We start from the raw sequence: 14,665 nt of genomic DNA, 5'->3' as shown, positions 1-14,665 counted from the left end.
TTCGCGGGCGATATTAGAAGCGCAGCGTGACCGACGCCGCCACCTGATCCGCATTGCCGCTCGTCTGCGCCAATGTCGTCGCCGTGACCGTCGCGGGGGCGGGGAAATAGCTGTCGGGGCGGATGATGTTCGCCTTTTCGACGAAGGTGTGGGCGTAGCTGACGTTGAGCGCCGCAGCGGGCGAAATGTTGAAGGTCGCGCCGCCGGTCAGCCAGACGCGGTCGCCATCGGGCACGCGCGTCGTCAGATGCTGCGGATTGGTGGGGGTGCGGTCGAACATCGTGCCCGCCCGCAGCGTCAGCGCAGGGCTGACGTCATATTCCGCGCCCGCGCTGACCGAATAGCTGTCGCGATAGTCCAGTTCCTTGTTGGTGGTGCCGGCGGCGGAGGTGATGGCGATGCCCTTGAACTTGGACCAGTTGTACCATTTGCCGGTCAGCATCGCGCGCAGGCTGGGGGTCAGCCTGTGCATCATCGACACGGTGACGATGTCGGGCAGGTTGAGCGGCGCGGTGGCCGCGAAGCTGCCGTTGCCTGCCGCGATCGGGCCCACCAGGCCGGACACGGTCTGCGTCCCCGCCAGCTTCTGGTTGATGCCCTTGCGGAAATGCACGCCGAAATTGGTGTCGCCGGTGGTGTAGAACAGCCCTGCGTTCCAGCCGACCGACCAGTCGTTACCCTTCAGCTTGGCGAAGCCGTCGGTGGGTACGAGCGGAGACAATTGCGGCAGCGCGTTGGTCAGCGTCGCTTTCACATATTGCACGTCGACGCCACCGCCCACGGACAGGCGGTCGGTCAGCTTGTAGGCGAAAGAGGGCTGGATATTGTAGGTCTTAAGATCGGTGTAGAGCGAGTCGTACCGACCGAAAAAACCGTCTTCATATTCCAGCTTCAGGCCGAAAGGCGCGTTGACCCCGAGACCGAGCCAGAGCCGGTCGCTGATCTGCGCGCTGGCGTAGAAGCTGGGGACCGGGATCACGCTTTCGAACGGATTGCCGCCGTCATTGCCCTGCACCGGCACGCGCAGGGTCGAGCCAGGAACCGAGCGGGAGGTGCCGCGATTGCTCTGCCGCGCCGAGGGCATCAGCGCAGAGCCGCCCGCCGACAGCTGAATCCCCTGAAGCTGCGTCATCGCGGCAGGGTTGAAATAGATGGTGGAAGGGTCGTCGCCCGCTGCGGCACCGCCGGACAGGGCACGCCCGGTCTCGATCGGCGACTGTTCCTGAAGATAGAAACCGCCAGCGAAGGCACTGCCCGGCGCCGCGAGCGCAAAGGTGGCGAGAAGGCTGGAGGCGAAGCGACGATGAAGGGACATGGCAGATCCTCTGCTGGAAAACGCGACTTTCGTTGGGCCATGCGACGGGGGCACCGATGCGCGAGCGGCCTTGCAAGTTGCCGTTTACGGAAGGTTGCAGGGGATTTCCAGCGCCGAACGCAGGCCGTCCGGGCATCGTTACGCGGGCAGGTCGGCTTGACGCTACGGCGTCAAGTGCATGGACCGGTATCGAAAGGGCAAAAAAAAGCCGCCCGGAGGGGCGGCCTTGAAGTTTTAGGAGAGGATGCCTGAAAGGCCCGTCCCTTTTGCAGCGCAGCATGACCTGCCGCAAATGCGAAAAACGGGGGGTCGATTGCATTATTTGCAATCGTAACGCGACGCTTCGGTTTCCGTAAGGGAAAGTTGCGCGATAAAACTTTTCCCTGATGAAATTTTATGGACCGGTGGGCAGCGAAAGACCCGTATCGGCAAGGTGCGACTCGACCTCCGCAAGCAGATTCGCGAGCGCGGCGGCATCCCGCCCCTCTGCACGCACGACCAGCGCGCCCTGCGTGTTCGATGCGCGCAGAAGCCACCAGCCGTCGGCGGTGCGCACGCGTAAGCCGTCCAGATCGACGACATCCGCACCCGCGCGCCGCAGTCGAGTAGCCACTGCGTCCACGATCCCGAACTTTGCCTCATCGGGGACGGCGATGTGCAGTTCCGGCGTGATCGCGCCTGTCGGCATCGCAGCGGCCAGGGCCGAGATGGGGCGAGCAGAGGCGGACAGGAGGCGGATCAGCCGGACGGCCGCGTAGAGCGCGTCGTCATAGCCCGGATGATCGTCGGCGAAGAAGAGGTGCCCGGTCGTTTCCCCGCCCAGCACCGCGCCAATCTGCTTCATTCTGGACTTGATATGACTGTGCCCCGCCTTCCACATGTCGGGCTGCCCACCCACCGCGGCGATCCGGTCGAATATGGTCTGGCTGGTCTTCACATCGCCCACGATCCGGGCGTCGGGATGAGCCCGAACCATATCGGCGGCGAAGATGCCGAGCAGGCGGTCGCCCGCAATGGCGCGTCCCTCTGCGTCGATCACTCCGATCCGGTCGCCATCGCCATCGAAAGCCACGCCGAAATCGAGCCGTCTGGAAAGGACCAGCGCGCGCAGATCGGCAAGATTGGCGTCTACGGCAGGATCGGGATGATGATGGGGAAAACGACCGTCGACTTGGGTGAAGAGCAGGTGATGCTCACCGGGCAGGCGCTGCGTCAATTGTTCGACCGCAGGCCCCGCCGCGCCGTTCCCTGCGTCCCAGCCCACGCGCAGGGGACGCCCGTCGAAGCCCTGCATCAGCCGCGCGACATAAGGTTCGAGCATGTCGGCGCTTTCGATCCGACCCGATCCGCTGTCCCAGTCGCCCCGCGCCGCCATGTCGCCAAGGCGCTGGATATCCGCGCCGAAGAAGGGCGCATGGGCGTGCACCAGCTTGAAGCCGTTCTGGTCGGCGGGGTTATGGCTGCCGGTTATCTGTATCCCGCCATCCACATCGCCTGTCATTTCGGCATGATATAGCATCGGCGTCGGACCGAGGCCGATGCGCACCACGTCGATACCGGCCTGCGTGACGCCATCGACCAGCGCGCGCTCCAGCATCGGCGAACTGATCCTTCCGTCATAGCCGACCGCCAGCCGCCGACCGCCCGCGCGGGCGACTACCGTCGCGAAACTGCGACCGATTGCACGGGCGTCGGCCTCATGCAGGGTTTTCCCCACGGTGCCGCGCACGTCATATTCGCGCAACACGGCGGGATGGAACAGGTGGCTCATGGTTCGGCGCGATCGGCCAGCAGAATGTCGCGCGCAGCGTTGATCTGGGCGGCGAGCGCTTCGGTGCCCCCCTTGTCGGGATGGACCGATGCGATCAGGCGACGGTGCGCGGAGCGGATCGCGACGGCGTCCGCATCGGGCGTTACCCCCAGCAGCGCGCGCGCCTGCGCGATCGTATCGGCACGGGGCGCCGCAGCGGGCACGGGGCGCTTGGCACGGCGCTTGCCCTGTTTTGCGAAGAAGAGCGCCGCGCCCACCAGCAACGGCGCGCCGATCGCCGGCTTGCCCTTCGCCGCCAGCACCGCGCCGACCAGCGCCGCGCCCAGCACCATGCCGTCCTTCGCGCTCATGCGTTGCAGCTTTCCCGTCCAGATCAGCCAGACCGCAAGGCCCGCGAGCAACAGCGCCAGAAGGCCCATCAGGCCGCGCCGAGCATATCCATCGACGCCGCCCCGTCGTGGGCGGGGAGCGCGAGGCCCGACACCATCTCACGCAATTCCTGGCGCGCGGCGATGTGGCTGACGCCAAGGTCGCCCAGATGCCCCTTGTCGAGCAGGGTCAGACCGGAGGGGAAAAGTTCGCGGAAGATCACGCGTTCCGACAGGCCCGGAATCACGCGGAAGCCGACGCGGCGCGACAATTCCATAAGTGCGTCGCCCACCCGCTTCTTGTTGCGTGCATCATGATGCTGGACGCGGTTGCGCAACACAACCCAGTCGATCGAGACGCCGTCCGCCTTGGCCCTCGTCTTGCGCGCTTCGAATATGAGTTCGGAATAGAAGGACAGGCGGCGGACCTTGAAGGTTTCGGCGTCCACTTGCCCGATAAGGTCGAAATCGACGAAGCTGTCGTTCATCGGCGTCACCAGCGTGTTGGCGCGCGCGGCCATGTGCCGGGCGAAGGCATCGTCGCGTCCCGGCGTATCGACGATCAGGAAATCCTTCCCCGCCGCCACCGCCGCCGATTCCGCCTCCAGCGCGTCGATGCTGTCGCCCTTCAGCACCGCAAAATCGGGCGCAGGCAGTTCGATGCCGCGACGCCGCGCGGTTTCGGCGCGATTTTCCATATAGCGGGTGACGGTGCGCTGGCGGGGATCGAGGTCGATCATCCCGACCCTGTGGCCAAGCGTCGTCAGCGCGATGGCGGTATGCACCGCCGTCGTCGATTTGCCCGTGCCGCCCTTTTCATTGGCGAAGACGATGAGATGCGGCTGCGCGTTGGCCATTGGTCGCGTGATGATCCCTGTTGTCGCAAACTGTGTTGACGGTCCCGCCGGCCCGTGCCTTAGCAGGATAGCCCCCTTCCAACGCCCTTATCGGAGCCCTTGTCCCCGTGCAAACGCTGCGTGATGTTCCTGCCCTTCGCTCTGCTGTGGAAATGGTGAGACGCGACGGAAAGCCGCTGGTCCTGGTGCCCACGATGGGCGCGCTGCATGACGGGCACATGGCGCTGGTGGAGGAAGCGCGGCGACACGGGCGGCATGTCGTCGTATCGATTTTCGTCAATCCCCGGCAGTTCGGACCGGGCGAAGACCTCGACGCCTATCCCCGGCGTGAGGCGAAGGACGCGCAGATGTTGTCCGCCGCCGGGGTGGACATTCTTTGGGCGCCGACCGTCGATGTCATGTATCCGACCGGCTTTGCCACCAGCATCGGCGTTTCGGGCGTCAGCGAGGGGCTGGATGGCGCGGCCCGGCCCGGCCATTTCGACGGTGTCGCGACGGTGGTCACCAAATTGTTCAACCAGGTGCGACCCGATGTCGCGATCTTCGGCGAAAAGGATTACCAGCAGCTCGCGGTCATCCGCCGCATGGTCGCCGACCTCGATCTCGACATAGAGATCGTCGGGTTGCCGACGCAGCGGGCCGAAGACGGCCTCGCCCTGTCCTCCCGCAACGCCTATCTGAGCGACGAGGAGCGCAAGGCCGCACTGGCGCTCCCGCGCGCGCTGGGCGAAGCCAAAAGGCAGATCGAAAAGGGTGAGCCGGTGGAAGCCGCACTGGCGAAAGCGGTGGCGACTCTGGCCGCGAGCGGTTTCGATCCCGTCGACTATGTGACGCTGTGCGACGCAGCCACGCTGGAGCCGATGCATGCGGCGGATCGCCCCGCCCGCCTGCTCGGGGCGGCAAAGCTGGGCAGGACGCGCCTTATCGACAATATCGCGGTCGATCCGGCCTGAGGCTCCCCTTAAAAGGGCTTCACGATCACCGCGATCACGATCACCGCGGCAGCGATGCCGGGCACTTCGTTCATCATCCGCAGCTGCCGGTCGGTAAGCGGTCGCTCGCCCCGCGCCAGCTTCTTTACATAGCCCGCGATCCAGCCATGATAGGCCGAAAGGCCAAGGACGAAGAGCAGCTTCAGGTGGAACCAGCCGAAGCTCCACGCGCCGATCTCCACCATCAGCATCAGGCCGAACAGCCAGACGAGCACCAGCGAGGGGTTGAGGATGATCCTCAACAGTCGCGTTTCGCGCTCCACCCATTTGCGGTCCTCGGGCGATCCCGGCGCGGTTTCCTGGTGATAGACGAAGAAGCGCGGCATCATGAAAAGCCCCGCCATCAGAAAGATGACGAAGATCACATGGGCCGCTTTGATCCACAGATAGGCAGCGCCGAGATAGGCCATAGGTCAGAGCTCCTTATTGCCGCACATAGCTAAGCAACGCTTCGACATGCGCAATGGGTGTGTCGGGCAATATGCCATGGCCAAGGTTCATGATGTGCGGTCGCCCGGCGAAGGCGGCGCGGATCGTGTCCACCGCCTGCTCGACCGCCCGGCCCCCCGCAATCAGGGCGAGCGGATCGAGATTACCTTGCACCGGCATCCCTTCGGGTAACGTTTCGTTAGCCCAGCGCGGGTCTATCGTTTCGTCGACGCCTACCGCATCGACCCCTGTCCGCCGCGCATAATCGGCCAGCTTCGCACCGGCGCCCTTGGGGAAACCGATGATGGGCACACCCGGATGGATGGCCTTGAGCTTTTCGATGATCCGTCGGTTGGGTTCGATCACCCAGCGTTCGAACTGCGCGGGCGCAAGGCTGCCGGCCCAGCTGTCGAACAGTTGCACCGCTTCCACACCCGCTGCGATCTGACCGGACAGATAGGTGACGGTCGCTTCGACGATCGCGTCGATCAGCGCGGCGAAGCGGTCCGTCTCCTGATAGGCCATGCGTCGCGCAAGCCCGTGATCCTTGCTGCCCTGCCCTGCGACCATATAGGTGGCGACGGTCCAGGGGCTGCCCGCAAAGCCGAGGAACGTGACCGACGGATCAAGCGCGGCCTTCACCTGTCGCACCGTCTCATACACGGCCTCGAAGCGCGAGAAGTCGGGCGTGAGGGCGGACAGGTCGGTTTGTGCGACAATGGGTGCGAGGCGCGGCCCTTCGCCCGCTTCGAACCAGAGATCCTGCCCCATCGCATAGGGGACGATCAGAATATCGGAAAACAGGATGGCCCCGTCGAAGCCGAACCGGCGCAGCGGCTGGATCGTCACCTCCGCTGCCGCTTCGCTGTCGTAGACCAGTTCGAGGAAGCCGCCCTTCTGCGCCCTGAGCGCGCGATATTCGGGCAGGTAGCGCCCGGCTTGCCGCATGAGCCACATCGGCGGGATCGCGGCGACGTGTCCCCTCAGCACATCGAGCAGGGGCTTCCCGGTCCGGCCGGCAGGGGCGTCTTCGCGCATCTCCACTCTCTCTTCATTATTTAGATTCAAAGGTTGATGGAGATAGATGCTCCGTTGGCAGCGGGGTTTATGCGCAGTCCCCGAATTTGCCAACAACTTGACTCGGACGGGTGGCGCTTAGCTGTCCGAGTCAGGGTGGTTATCCCCGTTATCCACAGGCTGTGTATGGAAAAACCGGCCTGTGGGAGGGCTGTGGACAAGATTCCGGGCTTCGGGGACAAGGAGGAGGGGATAATCTATCCACAATTTCATCCCTTGCTTTATCCACAGCCCCCTCACAGAGATATCCCATGGCGCGCATCCACCTGCATCTCCTCTCCGACTCCACCGGCGAGACGCTGGAGAATATCGCCAAGGCGGCGATCGGTCTGTTCGAGAATGTCGAGGCGATCCGCCATTTCTGGCCGATGGTAAGGTCCGAAGTCCATCTCGACCGGATCATGGAGGAAATCGCCGCCAACCCCGGCCTTGTGCTCTTTACCCTTACCAATCATCTTTTGCGCAAGCGGCTGGAAACGCGGTGCCGGGCGCTGGGCCTGCCCCATGTCGCGGCGCTCGACAGCGTGGCGGACGCGCTGTCCAACATCCTGGGGCAGGAAACGCGCACGCGCCCGGGGCGCAAGCATATCCTCGACGAAGCCTATTTCGCGCGGATCGAGGCGATCCAGTTCACCATTGCGCATGACGATGGCGTGGGTCATGAAAATTGGGAGGAAGCCGACATCCTGCTGGCAGGCGTGTCGCGCGCGTCCAAGACGCCGACCTCCATCTACCTCGCCAATCGGGGCTACAAGACAGCTAACATCCCGCTCGTCCCCGAATCCCCGCCGCCGCGCAGCCTCTATGCGTTGCGGCATCCGATGGTCGTGGGGCTGACGATCAGCCCGGAGCGGCTGATCCAGATCCGGCGCAACCGGCTGCTCTCGCTCAACCAGGCACCCGAAACCGCCTATGTCGATATCGACAAGGTGCAGGCGGAATTGGCCTTCGCCCGGCGCATGTTCGCCGACAACGGATGGCCGGTGATCGACATGACCCGCCGGTCGATCGAGGAAGCGGCTGCCGCGATCATCAACCTGTTCAACGACCGGGAACTGGCGGAGGCGGAAGGATGATCGTCCTCGCCTCCCAAAGCGCCAGCCGCCGCGCGATGCTGACCGCAGCGCAGGTGCCGTTCGAGGCGCTGTCTCCGCAAGTGGACGAGGACGCGGCCAAGGATGCGCTGCGCGCCGATGGCCTCGACGCCCGCGCACTGGCCGATGCGCTGGCGGAATTGAAGGCGCTCAAGGTGTCGCGGCGCGTGCCGGGCGCGCTGGTGCTCGGATGCGACCAGACGCTGTCCATCGGCGAGGGCGAGGATCGCGGGGAGATGATCGACAAGGCGGTGAACCGCGACGACGCGCGCCGCATCCTCCAGCGTCTGTCGGGTCGGGTCCATCACCTCCACAGCGCGGCGGTGGTGGCTCTGAACGGCGATGTCCTGTGGCGCCATATCGAACGCGTGCGCATGACGGTGCGACCGCTGTCCGACGCTTTTATCGATGCCTACCTGGACGCGGACTGGGATGAACTGCGCTGGTGCGTGGGCTGCTATCGGATCGAAGGGCCGGGCGCGCAACTGTTCGCCCGCGTCGAGGGCAGCCAGTTCGCGATTCAGGGCCTGCCGCTGCTGCCTCTTCTTGACTTTCTGCGCATACGCGGCGTTCTTGCGGCATGAGCGACGTCCTTCCCTATGCCGAAGTCATCGGCGATCCGATTGCCCACAGCAAATCGCCGTTGATCCACAATTTCTGGCTGAATGCCCTCCAGATCGAAGCGGAATATCGCAAGACGCATGTGCGGGCGGAGGACCTCGGCAGCTATTTCCTGCGGCGGCGCGCGGACCCCGACTGGCTGGGCTGCAACATCACCATTCCGCACAAGATCGCGGTGATGGATTATGTCGACGATCCGGGCGGCGTGCGGGAACGGATCGGCGCGATCAACACCATCGCGAGCGAAACGGGCGGGCCATTGATCGGCACCAACACCGACGCGGGCGGATTCCTCCAGCCGTTGCTGCGCGACAGATGGAAGGGGCAGAGCGCCGTGCTGGTCGGTGCGGGCGGCGCGGCGCGCGCGATCCTGTTCGCGCTTACCAGCCTGGGCGTGGGCGACATCACCGTCATGGCGCGCGATGCGGCCAAGGGGCAGGCGCTGCTCGACCGCGCGGGTGTCCGGGGTCGGGTGATCGGCATGGCCGACACGCTGCCGCCGGTCGACCTGCTGGTCAATTCGACCTCGCTCGGCATGGTGGGGCAACCGATCCTCGATCTGGACCTGTCGCCTTTGCCGACCGGTGCGACGGTCTACGATATCGTTTATGCGCCGCTCGAAACCGGGCTGCTGAAAGCCGCGCGCGCCCACGATCTGAAGACGCTCGATGGGCTCGAAATGCTGATCGGGCAGGCAGCGCTCGCCTTCGATATCTTTTTCGATGCGCAGGCTCCGCGTGAACTGGACGGCGAACTGCGCGCGATGTTGCTGTCGGGCGAGGAATGAAGGTCTACGGACTGACCGGTTCCATCGGCATGGGCAAGTCGGCGGTCGCCGCGATGATCCGCCGTCTGGGCGTGCCGCTGTTCGACGCCGACGCCGAAGTCCATCGCTTGCAGGGCCCCGGCGGCGCGCTGCTTCCCGCGATCGAGGCGCGCTTTCCCGGGACGATCGGCCCGCACGGCGTCGACCGGGCGAAGCTGGGCGCGGCGGTGTTCGGTCATCCGGTCGAACGGCGTGCGCTCGAAGCGATCGTCCATCCGGCCGTCAAGGCCGCGCGCACCCGCTTCCTGCGCCGCAACCGGTCGCGCCGCTTCGTCGTCCTCGACATTCCGCTGCTGTTCGAAACGCGTGGTCGCACGCGTCTCGACGGCGTGATCGTCGTCACAGCGCCGGCGTGGAAACAGCGCAAGCGGGTGCTGGCCCGACCGGGGATGACGGCAGGGAAGTTCCGGCAGATCCTGCGGCTGCAGACCCCCGACGCGGAAAAGCGCCGCCGCGCCGATCATATCGTCCATACCGGCACCACATTCACCGCGACGCAGGCACAGGTGCGCCGTCTGGTCGCTTGCCTTGGGGCCAAGACAGGTCGATAAGGGTCAGTCCCAAGAGTCGATGCGAAGAGGCGATGCGCGAGGTTATTTTCGACACCGAAACGACAGGATTCGATCCGGCATCCGGGGACCGGATGGTCGAGATCGGCTGCATAGAACTGATCAATCGGGTGCCGACCGGGCGCACTTTTCATGCTTATTATCATCCCGAACGCGACATGCCGGCGGGCGCCTTCGCCGTGCACGGGCTGTCCGCCGACTTCCTCGCCAAGCATCCGGTTTTCGCCAAGGGTGCGCTCGACCTGCTCGCATTTCTGGAGGACAGTCCGCTTGTCGCGCATAATGCGCGCTTCGATTTCGGCTTCCTCAACCATGAACTGCGCCTGTGCGGCCATCCCGAAGTCGCGATGGACCGGATGATCGACACCGTCGCCATCGCGCGGCAGATGCATCCCGGCGCAAAGCACAGCCTCGACGCGCTCTGCACCCGCTATGGCATCGATCGCAGCCATCGCATCAAGCACGGCGCGCTGCTCGACGCGGAATTGCTGGCGCAACTCTATATCGAACTGACCGGCGGTCGGCAGATCGGCCTCGGTCTTGGACAGGAGGAGGACAAAGAGATCGTCAGGGTGGAACTGACGGCGGATGCCGTGGTTCGCCCTGTGCGTCCTGCGCGGGTCTTTGCGGCCAGCGCGGCAGAGCTGGAGCGGCATGCGGCGTTTATCGCGACGCTGAAGGAGCCGCTCTGGTTGCAGGAGGCATAGACCCTTATTAAGCGGCCTATGCCTCCCGAATGAACCCGGCCGCCGTCCTGGCGGTCGGCAAGAATAAGGAGAAGGCATATGGATATTCGTGTTTCCGGACATCAGGTCGAAACGGGCGACGCGCTCAAGAGCCACGTCACCGATCGTTTACAGGCCGTTGCCGAGAAATATTTTTCCCGCGCGCTTTCCGCTCAGGTTACGTTTCGCAACGCTCCCCACGGCGCGTTCCATTGCGACATTGTCTGCCATGTGATGACCGGCCTCATCCTCAAGGGCGCGGGCGAGGCGCAGGACGCGCATCCCGCTTTCGACCAGGCCGCAGATCGCATCGAAAAGCAGCTGCGCCGCTACATGCGCCGCCTGAAGGATCGCAGCGCGCAGGCCGCCGCCGCCGAAGCGCAGCGCGCCAGTTTCGCCACCGTCGATGACATCGACGGGGCGGGATACACCATCTTCGCCGGTGGCGGCGAGGAGGAAGAGGCGCAGGATGCGCCGCTGATCGTCGCCGAAACCCGCGTCGACATTCCCGAAGCCAGCGTGTCCGATGCTGTCATGATGCTGGACCTGCGCAACACCAATGCGCTGCTGTTCCTGAATGCGGGCACGGCAGCCTACAACATGGTCTACCGTCGCCATGACGGCACCATCGGCTGGGTCGAACCGCGCGCATGAAACAGGCCGGACGCCGGTGAAAAGCCGGGCGTCCGACAGGGAGGGAGCGGCCTGCCGCCCCCTCCTCCGCCCGGAGCCGCTGTTGACCTCAACCCGCAGGCAGCTTATGGGGCCGGGCTTTCACAGCTCGGGGAAAGATGCGCTCCTTTCGTCAGCGCGCCCCGCCGGTTTCGGATTGATCATGGTTGATTTCAACGACATCGTTTCGCCTGAAGCGCTGGGCACGGGCGTTGCCGCCAATGGAAAAAAAGCGCTGTTCCAGAAGATCGCTTCGCTTGCGGCCTGCGCCTACGGCCTTGACGCCGACGAGGTGGGCGATGCGCTGTTCGAACGGGAAAGATTGGGATCGACCGGCTTTGGCGGTGGCGTCGCCATCCCCCATGCCAAGATCGCGGGCCTCGACCGCCTGTGCGGTGTGGTCGTGCTGCTGGAACCGGCAGTGCCGTTCGACGCTGTCGACGATGCGCCGGTCGATGTCGTTTTCGCACTCCTGTCGCCGGTCGACAGCGGCGCCGAGCATTTGAAAACGCTGGCGCGTGTGTCGCGCTACCTGCGCGACGAAGCGGTGGTGACGCGCTTGCGGGGTGCCAAATCTACGGGCGCGCTTCATGCGTTGCTTTCGGGCGCGGGCGCGCGTGACGCCGCCTGAGGGCCTGACCGGCGAGGAGGCGCATTTCCGGGCGCTGGAGCAGCTTTATGGTTCGGCACCGATCAACCGGTTGTTCCGGTCGGAGTTGTCGATCCCGCAGGCCGGACGATCCATCATAGATTTCGACGTGGATGAAAGCCAATTCCACGCGGCCGGGGCGGTGCATGGCACTGTATATTTCAAAATGCTGGACGACGCGGCTTTCTACGCCGCCAACAGTTTGGTGAGCGACCGATTCCTGCTGACGACGGCGTTCAACCTTCTCTTCACCCGCCCGGTGGGGCCGGGCCGACTCCGGGCAGAAGGCCGGTGGATCAGCGGCAAGCGGCGGGTCTATGTCGCCGAAGCGAGTCTGATCGATTCGGACGGGGAAGAGGTCGGGCGCGGCACGGGCACGTTCATGCGCTCGCAATTTCCCCTCTCGTCGCTGCCTGGCTATGGCGGCTGACGCCCGGTTGACCAGCGCAATGCTGGTCGGGGCGTTGCGGCGACGCGTCGCGGCGCAGGGCGGCTTTGCCACGGTCATCGCGAAAGGCGATGAGATCAGCGGCGTTATTTTGGTGCAGGCACTTGAAAAAGGGCGCTATTGTGGGCTCTTCGAACGCGTGGCCGACGGCCGGGGCGGCTATGGGCTGATGCGGTGCGGACCCTCCATGGACGAGTCGCCCGATGCGCTCGATCAATATCTGGGGCGTCGCCGGCGATCCGACCCCGACCTGTGGGTGGTGGAACTCGACATCCCGGATGCAGAACGGTTCGCCGCTGAAACGATCTGCTGATCGTTGACTCCCCGTCACGGTCCGGGCAGAGCGCCCGGCACGCCAACGCGCAGGTTGTCGCATTCGCCCATCGGGGGGCGGGCGCGGTAAACACGCAGACGGGAGGCGGCAGGACGTCGAGCAAGAATATGGGTGGAAAATCGACGTTCCGGCCAAGAACCGCCTTATTTTGAGTCGAAATGAGTTTCCGTTTGAAAGCCGCGATCACCGCGGCCTTTGCCTTGTCCGCGATCGCCGCGGCCACGGCGTCCGACATGTCGATCGCGGGGGAAGCGATCCCGTCGGCAGTTTCCATCTCCAGCATGCTTCCGCAAGCGCCCGCAGCCGGTTCGTCCGCTGTCGTTTTCGCCACGCCGCGCGAAGTTACGCAGTCGCTTGGCGATCATAACCATTCCAACCCCTCCGAAGTTCCCGCACACAGCCTCGCTGCTCTGGTCGATGCCCAAGGCGTCCCCGAGGAGCTGGATGGCGACATGAAGTGCCTGGCCGGAGCCGTCTATTTCGAAGCGAAGGGTGAAAGCTTGGAAGGCCAGCTGGCCGTCGCCCGCGTCATCATCAACCGTGCCAAGTCGGGTCGCTTCGCCAGCAGCCTGTGCGGCGTCGTCTACCAGCCCAGCCAGTTCAGCTTCGTGCGCGGCGGCGGCATGCCCCCCATCCGCACCGAAAGCCGCAGCTGGCGCGAAGCCGTCGCCATCGCACAGATCGCGACGGAAGACGAATGGGATAGCCTCGCCGAGGGCGCGCTCTATTTCCACGCCCGCCGCGTGTCGCCCGGCTGGGGCAAGACCCGGCTTGCGTCGATCGACAATCACATCTTCTATCGCTGACCGGTCGCGCCGGGCGGCGCGCCGTTTCGACTAATGAAATGCGACAGGCCGGTTCGGAGCGATCCCGAATCGGCCTTTTCTTTTGTTCTCATCCTGTTCTAATGATGCAGGCATGGATACCGCTCTGACCGATGCCTGCTCGCCCCTCACGGACGGAACGGCGCTTGCCGTGGCGCGCGGTACGTTGAGGCTTTTCTATCGCCACGACATGAGCGGACTGCTCGAAGTACCCCTGCCCAACGGGCGGCGGGCCGACATCATGGCAATCGACGGGGCGGGACGGCTGACGATCGTGGAAATCAAGTGCAGCCGTGCCGACCTGCTGGGCGACATGAAATGGCCGGATTATTTCGACTATTGTGACCGCTTCTTCTGGGCGGTTCCTTCAGGGTTCGACCTTGGCCTGTTCGACAGCGAGGCGCTGTGGCCAGGGCGCACGGGCCTGATCGTTGCGGATCAATATGATGCCGAACTCGTCCGCCCCGCGCCGGTAGAGCCGCTGGCGGCAGCCCGGCGCAAGGCTGAAACGCTGCGCTTCGCGCGCCGGGCGGCCCGGCGGCTGACTGCGATCAGCGATCCCGATCACGCCGCCGAACTGGGCTGGTAGCCAAGCGGCATCTTTCGTTCAGAACACCGGGCCTTGTACCGGCCCGGATGGCTTCTCGCTGCTTTTCGCCGCGTCGAGCGCCTCGATAAGGCCCGGCGTCCTGTTGTCCCGCTGCGCATAGTCGCGCGCGGACATGCCCGCTATGGTGTCGCGCTTGTCCGGGCTCGCGCCCTGCGCCACCAGCAGGCGGACGAGGCCCACATCGCGTAGCTGCACCGCGCGGATCAGCGGGGTTTCGCCGCTGTCGTTCGCCTTGTCCACCTGCGCTTTGTAAGCCAGCAGCGTGCGCACGCCATCCTCGAACCGGCCCTGCACCGCATTCATCAGCGGCGTGTTGCCGCCGGTGTCGGCCAGGTTCGGATTGGCACCCTTGGCGAGCAGGAAGGTGAGCCAGGTCGCGTCGCGGCGGGCGACGACGATGTGCAGCGCATTCTGCCCGGTGCTCACGTCGCGGCTGTTGATGACGGTGGATCCGGGCTTCTGGATCAGGTCGGTGACTTTCTGC

19 protein-coding genes are annotated in these 14,665 nt (G+C 64.9%); 12 read left to right on the top strand and 7 right to left on the bottom strand.

What is annotated here, in order from left to right; genetic code table 11:
• Positions 1-13: 13 nt before the first annotated feature.
• The 4 genes from DI606_RS01985 to DI606_RS01970 form a co-directional block, all read right to left on the bottom strand.
• Entirely contained in the window at positions 14-1,315 is a 1,302-nt protein-coding gene (locus DI606_RS01985) for an OmpP1/FadL family transporter (protein WP_293979387.1), read from the bottom strand.
• A 394-nt stretch (positions 1,316-1,709) separates the two neighbouring features.
• Entirely contained in the window at positions 1,710-3,086 is a 1,377-nt protein-coding gene (pgmG, locus tag DI606_RS01980) for a phosphoglucomutase/phosphomannomutase PgmG (RefSeq protein ID WP_293979385.1), read from the bottom strand.
• Positions 3,083-3,505 carry a DnaJ domain-containing protein gene (locus tag DI606_RS01975; RefSeq protein WP_293979383.1) on the bottom strand — a complete coding sequence of 141 codons (423 nt, stop codon included), beginning with the start codon at positions 3,503-3,505 and terminating at the stop codon, positions 3,083-3,085. Before DI606_RS01975 ends, pgmG begins: the two co-directional genes overlap by 4 nt.
• Positions 3,505-4,311, bottom strand: a complete 807-nt coding sequence (locus tag DI606_RS01970; RefSeq protein ID WP_293979382.1) for a division plane positioning ATPase MipZ — start codon at positions 4,309-4,311, stop codon at positions 3,505-3,507. The genes DI606_RS01975 and DI606_RS01970 overlap by 1 nt, the downstream gene beginning before the upstream one ends.
• Positions 4,312-4,418: 107 nt before the next feature.
• On the opposite strand from DI606_RS01970, the gene panC reads away from it, so the two are divergent.
• Positions 4,419-5,264, top strand: coding sequence for a pantoate--beta-alanine ligase (gene panC, locus DI606_RS01965; RefSeq protein ID WP_293979381.1), 846 nt, complete (start codon positions 4,419-4,421; stop codon positions 5,262-5,264).
• Between the two features lie 8 nt (positions 5,265-5,272).
• Here panC and DI606_RS01960 read toward each other — a convergent pair whose 3' ends face one another.
• Together DI606_RS01960 and hemE are read right to left on the bottom strand one after the other, a co-directional pair.
• Positions 5,273-5,713 (bottom strand): CopD family protein, encoded by a 441-nt coding sequence (locus tag DI606_RS01960; RefSeq protein WP_293979379.1) that lies wholly within the window; start codon positions 5,711-5,713, stop codon positions 5,273-5,275.
• A gap of 13 nt (positions 5,714-5,726) precedes the next feature.
• The gene (hemE, locus tag DI606_RS01955) at positions 5,727-6,770 is read right to left on the bottom strand and encodes a uroporphyrinogen decarboxylase (protein WP_293979377.1); all 1,044 of its coding nucleotides are present in this window, start codon (positions 6,768-6,770) and stop codon (positions 5,727-5,729) included.
• A 290-nt stretch (positions 6,771-7,060) separates the two neighbouring features.
• Between hemE and DI606_RS01950 the strand changes: the two genes are divergently transcribed.
• From DI606_RS01950 to DI606_RS01900, 11 genes are all read left to right on the top strand, one after another.
• Entirely contained in the window at positions 7,061-7,885 is an 825-nt protein-coding gene (locus DI606_RS01950) for a pyruvate, water dikinase regulatory protein (protein WP_293979376.1), read from the top strand.
• Positions 7,882-8,487 carry a Maf family protein gene (locus tag DI606_RS01945; RefSeq protein WP_293979375.1) on the top strand — a complete coding sequence of 202 codons (606 nt, stop codon included), beginning with the start codon at positions 7,882-7,884 and terminating at the stop codon, positions 8,485-8,487. The genes DI606_RS01950 and DI606_RS01945 overlap by 4 nt, the downstream gene beginning before the upstream one ends.
• Positions 8,484-9,311, top strand: coding sequence for a shikimate dehydrogenase (gene aroE, locus DI606_RS01940; RefSeq protein WP_293979374.1), 828 nt, complete (start codon positions 8,484-8,486; stop codon positions 9,309-9,311). Before DI606_RS01945 ends, aroE begins: the two co-directional genes overlap by 4 nt.
• Positions 9,308-9,901 carry a dephospho-CoA kinase gene (gene coaE, locus DI606_RS01935; RefSeq protein WP_293979373.1) on the top strand — a complete coding sequence of 198 codons (594 nt, stop codon included), beginning with the start codon at positions 9,308-9,310 and terminating at the stop codon, positions 9,899-9,901. The genes aroE and coaE overlap by 4 nt, the downstream gene beginning before the upstream one ends.
• 32 nt (positions 9,902-9,933) lie before the next feature.
• Positions 9,934-10,626, top strand: coding sequence for a DNA polymerase III subunit epsilon (dnaQ, locus tag DI606_RS01930; RefSeq protein WP_293979371.1), 693 nt, complete (start codon positions 9,934-9,936; stop codon positions 10,624-10,626).
• 78 nt (positions 10,627-10,704) lie between these two features.
• A complete protein-coding gene (gene raiA, locus DI606_RS01925; protein ID WP_293979369.1) occupies positions 10,705-11,298 on the top strand; it encodes a ribosome-associated translation inhibitor RaiA in 594 nt (197 codons plus the stop codon).
• A gap of 181 nt (positions 11,299-11,479) precedes the next feature.
• Positions 11,480-11,947, top strand: coding sequence for a PTS sugar transporter subunit IIA (locus DI606_RS01920; RefSeq protein WP_293979368.1), 468 nt, complete (start codon positions 11,480-11,482; stop codon positions 11,945-11,947).
• A complete protein-coding gene (locus tag DI606_RS01915; RefSeq protein WP_293979366.1) occupies positions 11,907-12,395 on the top strand; it encodes a PaaI family thioesterase in 489 nt (162 codons plus the stop codon). The genes DI606_RS01920 and DI606_RS01915 overlap by 41 nt, the downstream gene beginning before the upstream one ends.
• Positions 12,385-12,726 (top strand): DUF1491 family protein, encoded by a 342-nt coding sequence (locus DI606_RS01910; RefSeq protein ID WP_293979364.1) that lies wholly within the window; start codon positions 12,385-12,387, stop codon positions 12,724-12,726. Before DI606_RS01915 ends, DI606_RS01910 begins: the two co-directional genes overlap by 11 nt.
• A 179-nt stretch (positions 12,727-12,905) precedes the next feature.
• Positions 12,906-13,553 (top strand): cell wall hydrolase, encoded by a 648-nt coding sequence (locus tag DI606_RS01905; protein WP_293979362.1) that lies wholly within the window; start codon positions 12,906-12,908, stop codon positions 13,551-13,553.
• Positions 13,554-13,665: 112 nt separating this feature from the next.
• Positions 13,666-14,160: an MmcB family DNA repair protein gene (locus tag DI606_RS01900; protein ID WP_293979360.1), complete on the top strand. Its 495-nt coding sequence runs from the start codon at positions 13,666-13,668 to the stop codon at positions 14,158-14,160.
• A gap of 18 nt (positions 14,161-14,178) precedes the next feature.
• Here the strand turns inward: DI606_RS01900 and DI606_RS01895 are convergent.
• A partial coding sequence (locus DI606_RS01895; RefSeq protein ID WP_293979358.1) for an ankyrin repeat domain-containing protein occupies positions 14,179-14,665 on the bottom strand: 487 nt, incomplete at its 5' end.

It is taken from the genome of Sphingobium sp., from assembly GCF_003248505.1.
GTDB lineage: Bacteria > Pseudomonadota > Alphaproteobacteria > Sphingomonadales > Sphingomonadaceae > Sphingobium.
This window is presented reverse-complemented; position numbering and strand designations above follow the sequence as displayed.

Bases quoted from the DNA above. Each gene is read 5' to 3' on its own strand.
- DI606_RS01985 (WP_293979387.1), bottom strand. From the start codon at position 1,315: ATGTCCCTTCATCGTCGCTTCGCCTCCAGCCTTCTCGCCACCTTTGCG.
- pgmG (WP_293979385.1), bottom strand. From the start codon at position 3,086: ATGAGCCACCTGTTCCATCCCGCCGTGTTGCGCGAATATGACGTGCGC.
- DI606_RS01975 (WP_293979383.1), bottom strand. From the start codon at position 3,505: ATGGGCCTTCTGGCGCTGTTGCTCGCGGGCCTTGCGGTCTGGCTGATC.
- DI606_RS01970 (WP_293979382.1), bottom strand. From the start codon at position 4,311: ATGGCCAACGCGCAGCCGCATCTCATCGTCTTCGCCAATGAAAAGGGC.
- DI606_RS01960 (WP_293979379.1), bottom strand. From the start codon at position 5,713: ATGGCCTATCTCGGCGCTGCCTATCTGTGGATCAAAGCGGCCCATGTG.
- hemE (WP_293979377.1), bottom strand. From the start codon at position 6,770: ATGCGCGAAGACGCCCCTGCCGGCCGGACCGGGAAGCCCCTGCTCGAT.
- DI606_RS01950 (WP_293979376.1), top strand. From the start codon at position 7,061: ATGGCGCGCATCCACCTGCATCTCCTCTCCGACTCCACCGGCGAGACG.
- DI606_RS01945 (WP_293979375.1), top strand. From the start codon at position 7,882: ATGATCGTCCTCGCCTCCCAAAGCGCCAGCCGCCGCGCGATGCTGACC.
- aroE (WP_293979374.1), top strand. From the start codon at position 8,484: ATGAGCGACGTCCTTCCCTATGCCGAAGTCATCGGCGATCCGATTGCC.
- coaE (WP_293979373.1), top strand. From the start codon at position 9,308: ATGAAGGTCTACGGACTGACCGGTTCCATCGGCATGGGCAAGTCGGCG.
- dnaQ (WP_293979371.1), top strand. From the start codon at position 9,934: ATGCGCGAGGTTATTTTCGACACCGAAACGACAGGATTCGATCCGGCA.
- raiA (WP_293979369.1), top strand. From the start codon at position 10,705: ATGGATATTCGTGTTTCCGGACATCAGGTCGAAACGGGCGACGCGCTC.
- DI606_RS01920 (WP_293979368.1), top strand. From the start codon at position 11,480: ATGGTTGATTTCAACGACATCGTTTCGCCTGAAGCGCTGGGCACGGGC.
- DI606_RS01915 (WP_293979366.1), top strand. From the start codon at position 11,907: ATGCGTTGCTTTCGGGCGCGGGCGCGCGTGACGCCGCCTGAGGGCCTG.
- DI606_RS01910 (WP_293979364.1), top strand. From the start codon at position 12,385: ATGGCGGCTGACGCCCGGTTGACCAGCGCAATGCTGGTCGGGGCGTTG.
- DI606_RS01905 (WP_293979362.1), top strand. From the start codon at position 12,906: ATGAGTTTCCGTTTGAAAGCCGCGATCACCGCGGCCTTTGCCTTGTCC.
- DI606_RS01900 (WP_293979360.1), top strand. From the start codon at position 13,666: ATGGATACCGCTCTGACCGATGCCTGCTCGCCCCTCACGGACGGAACG.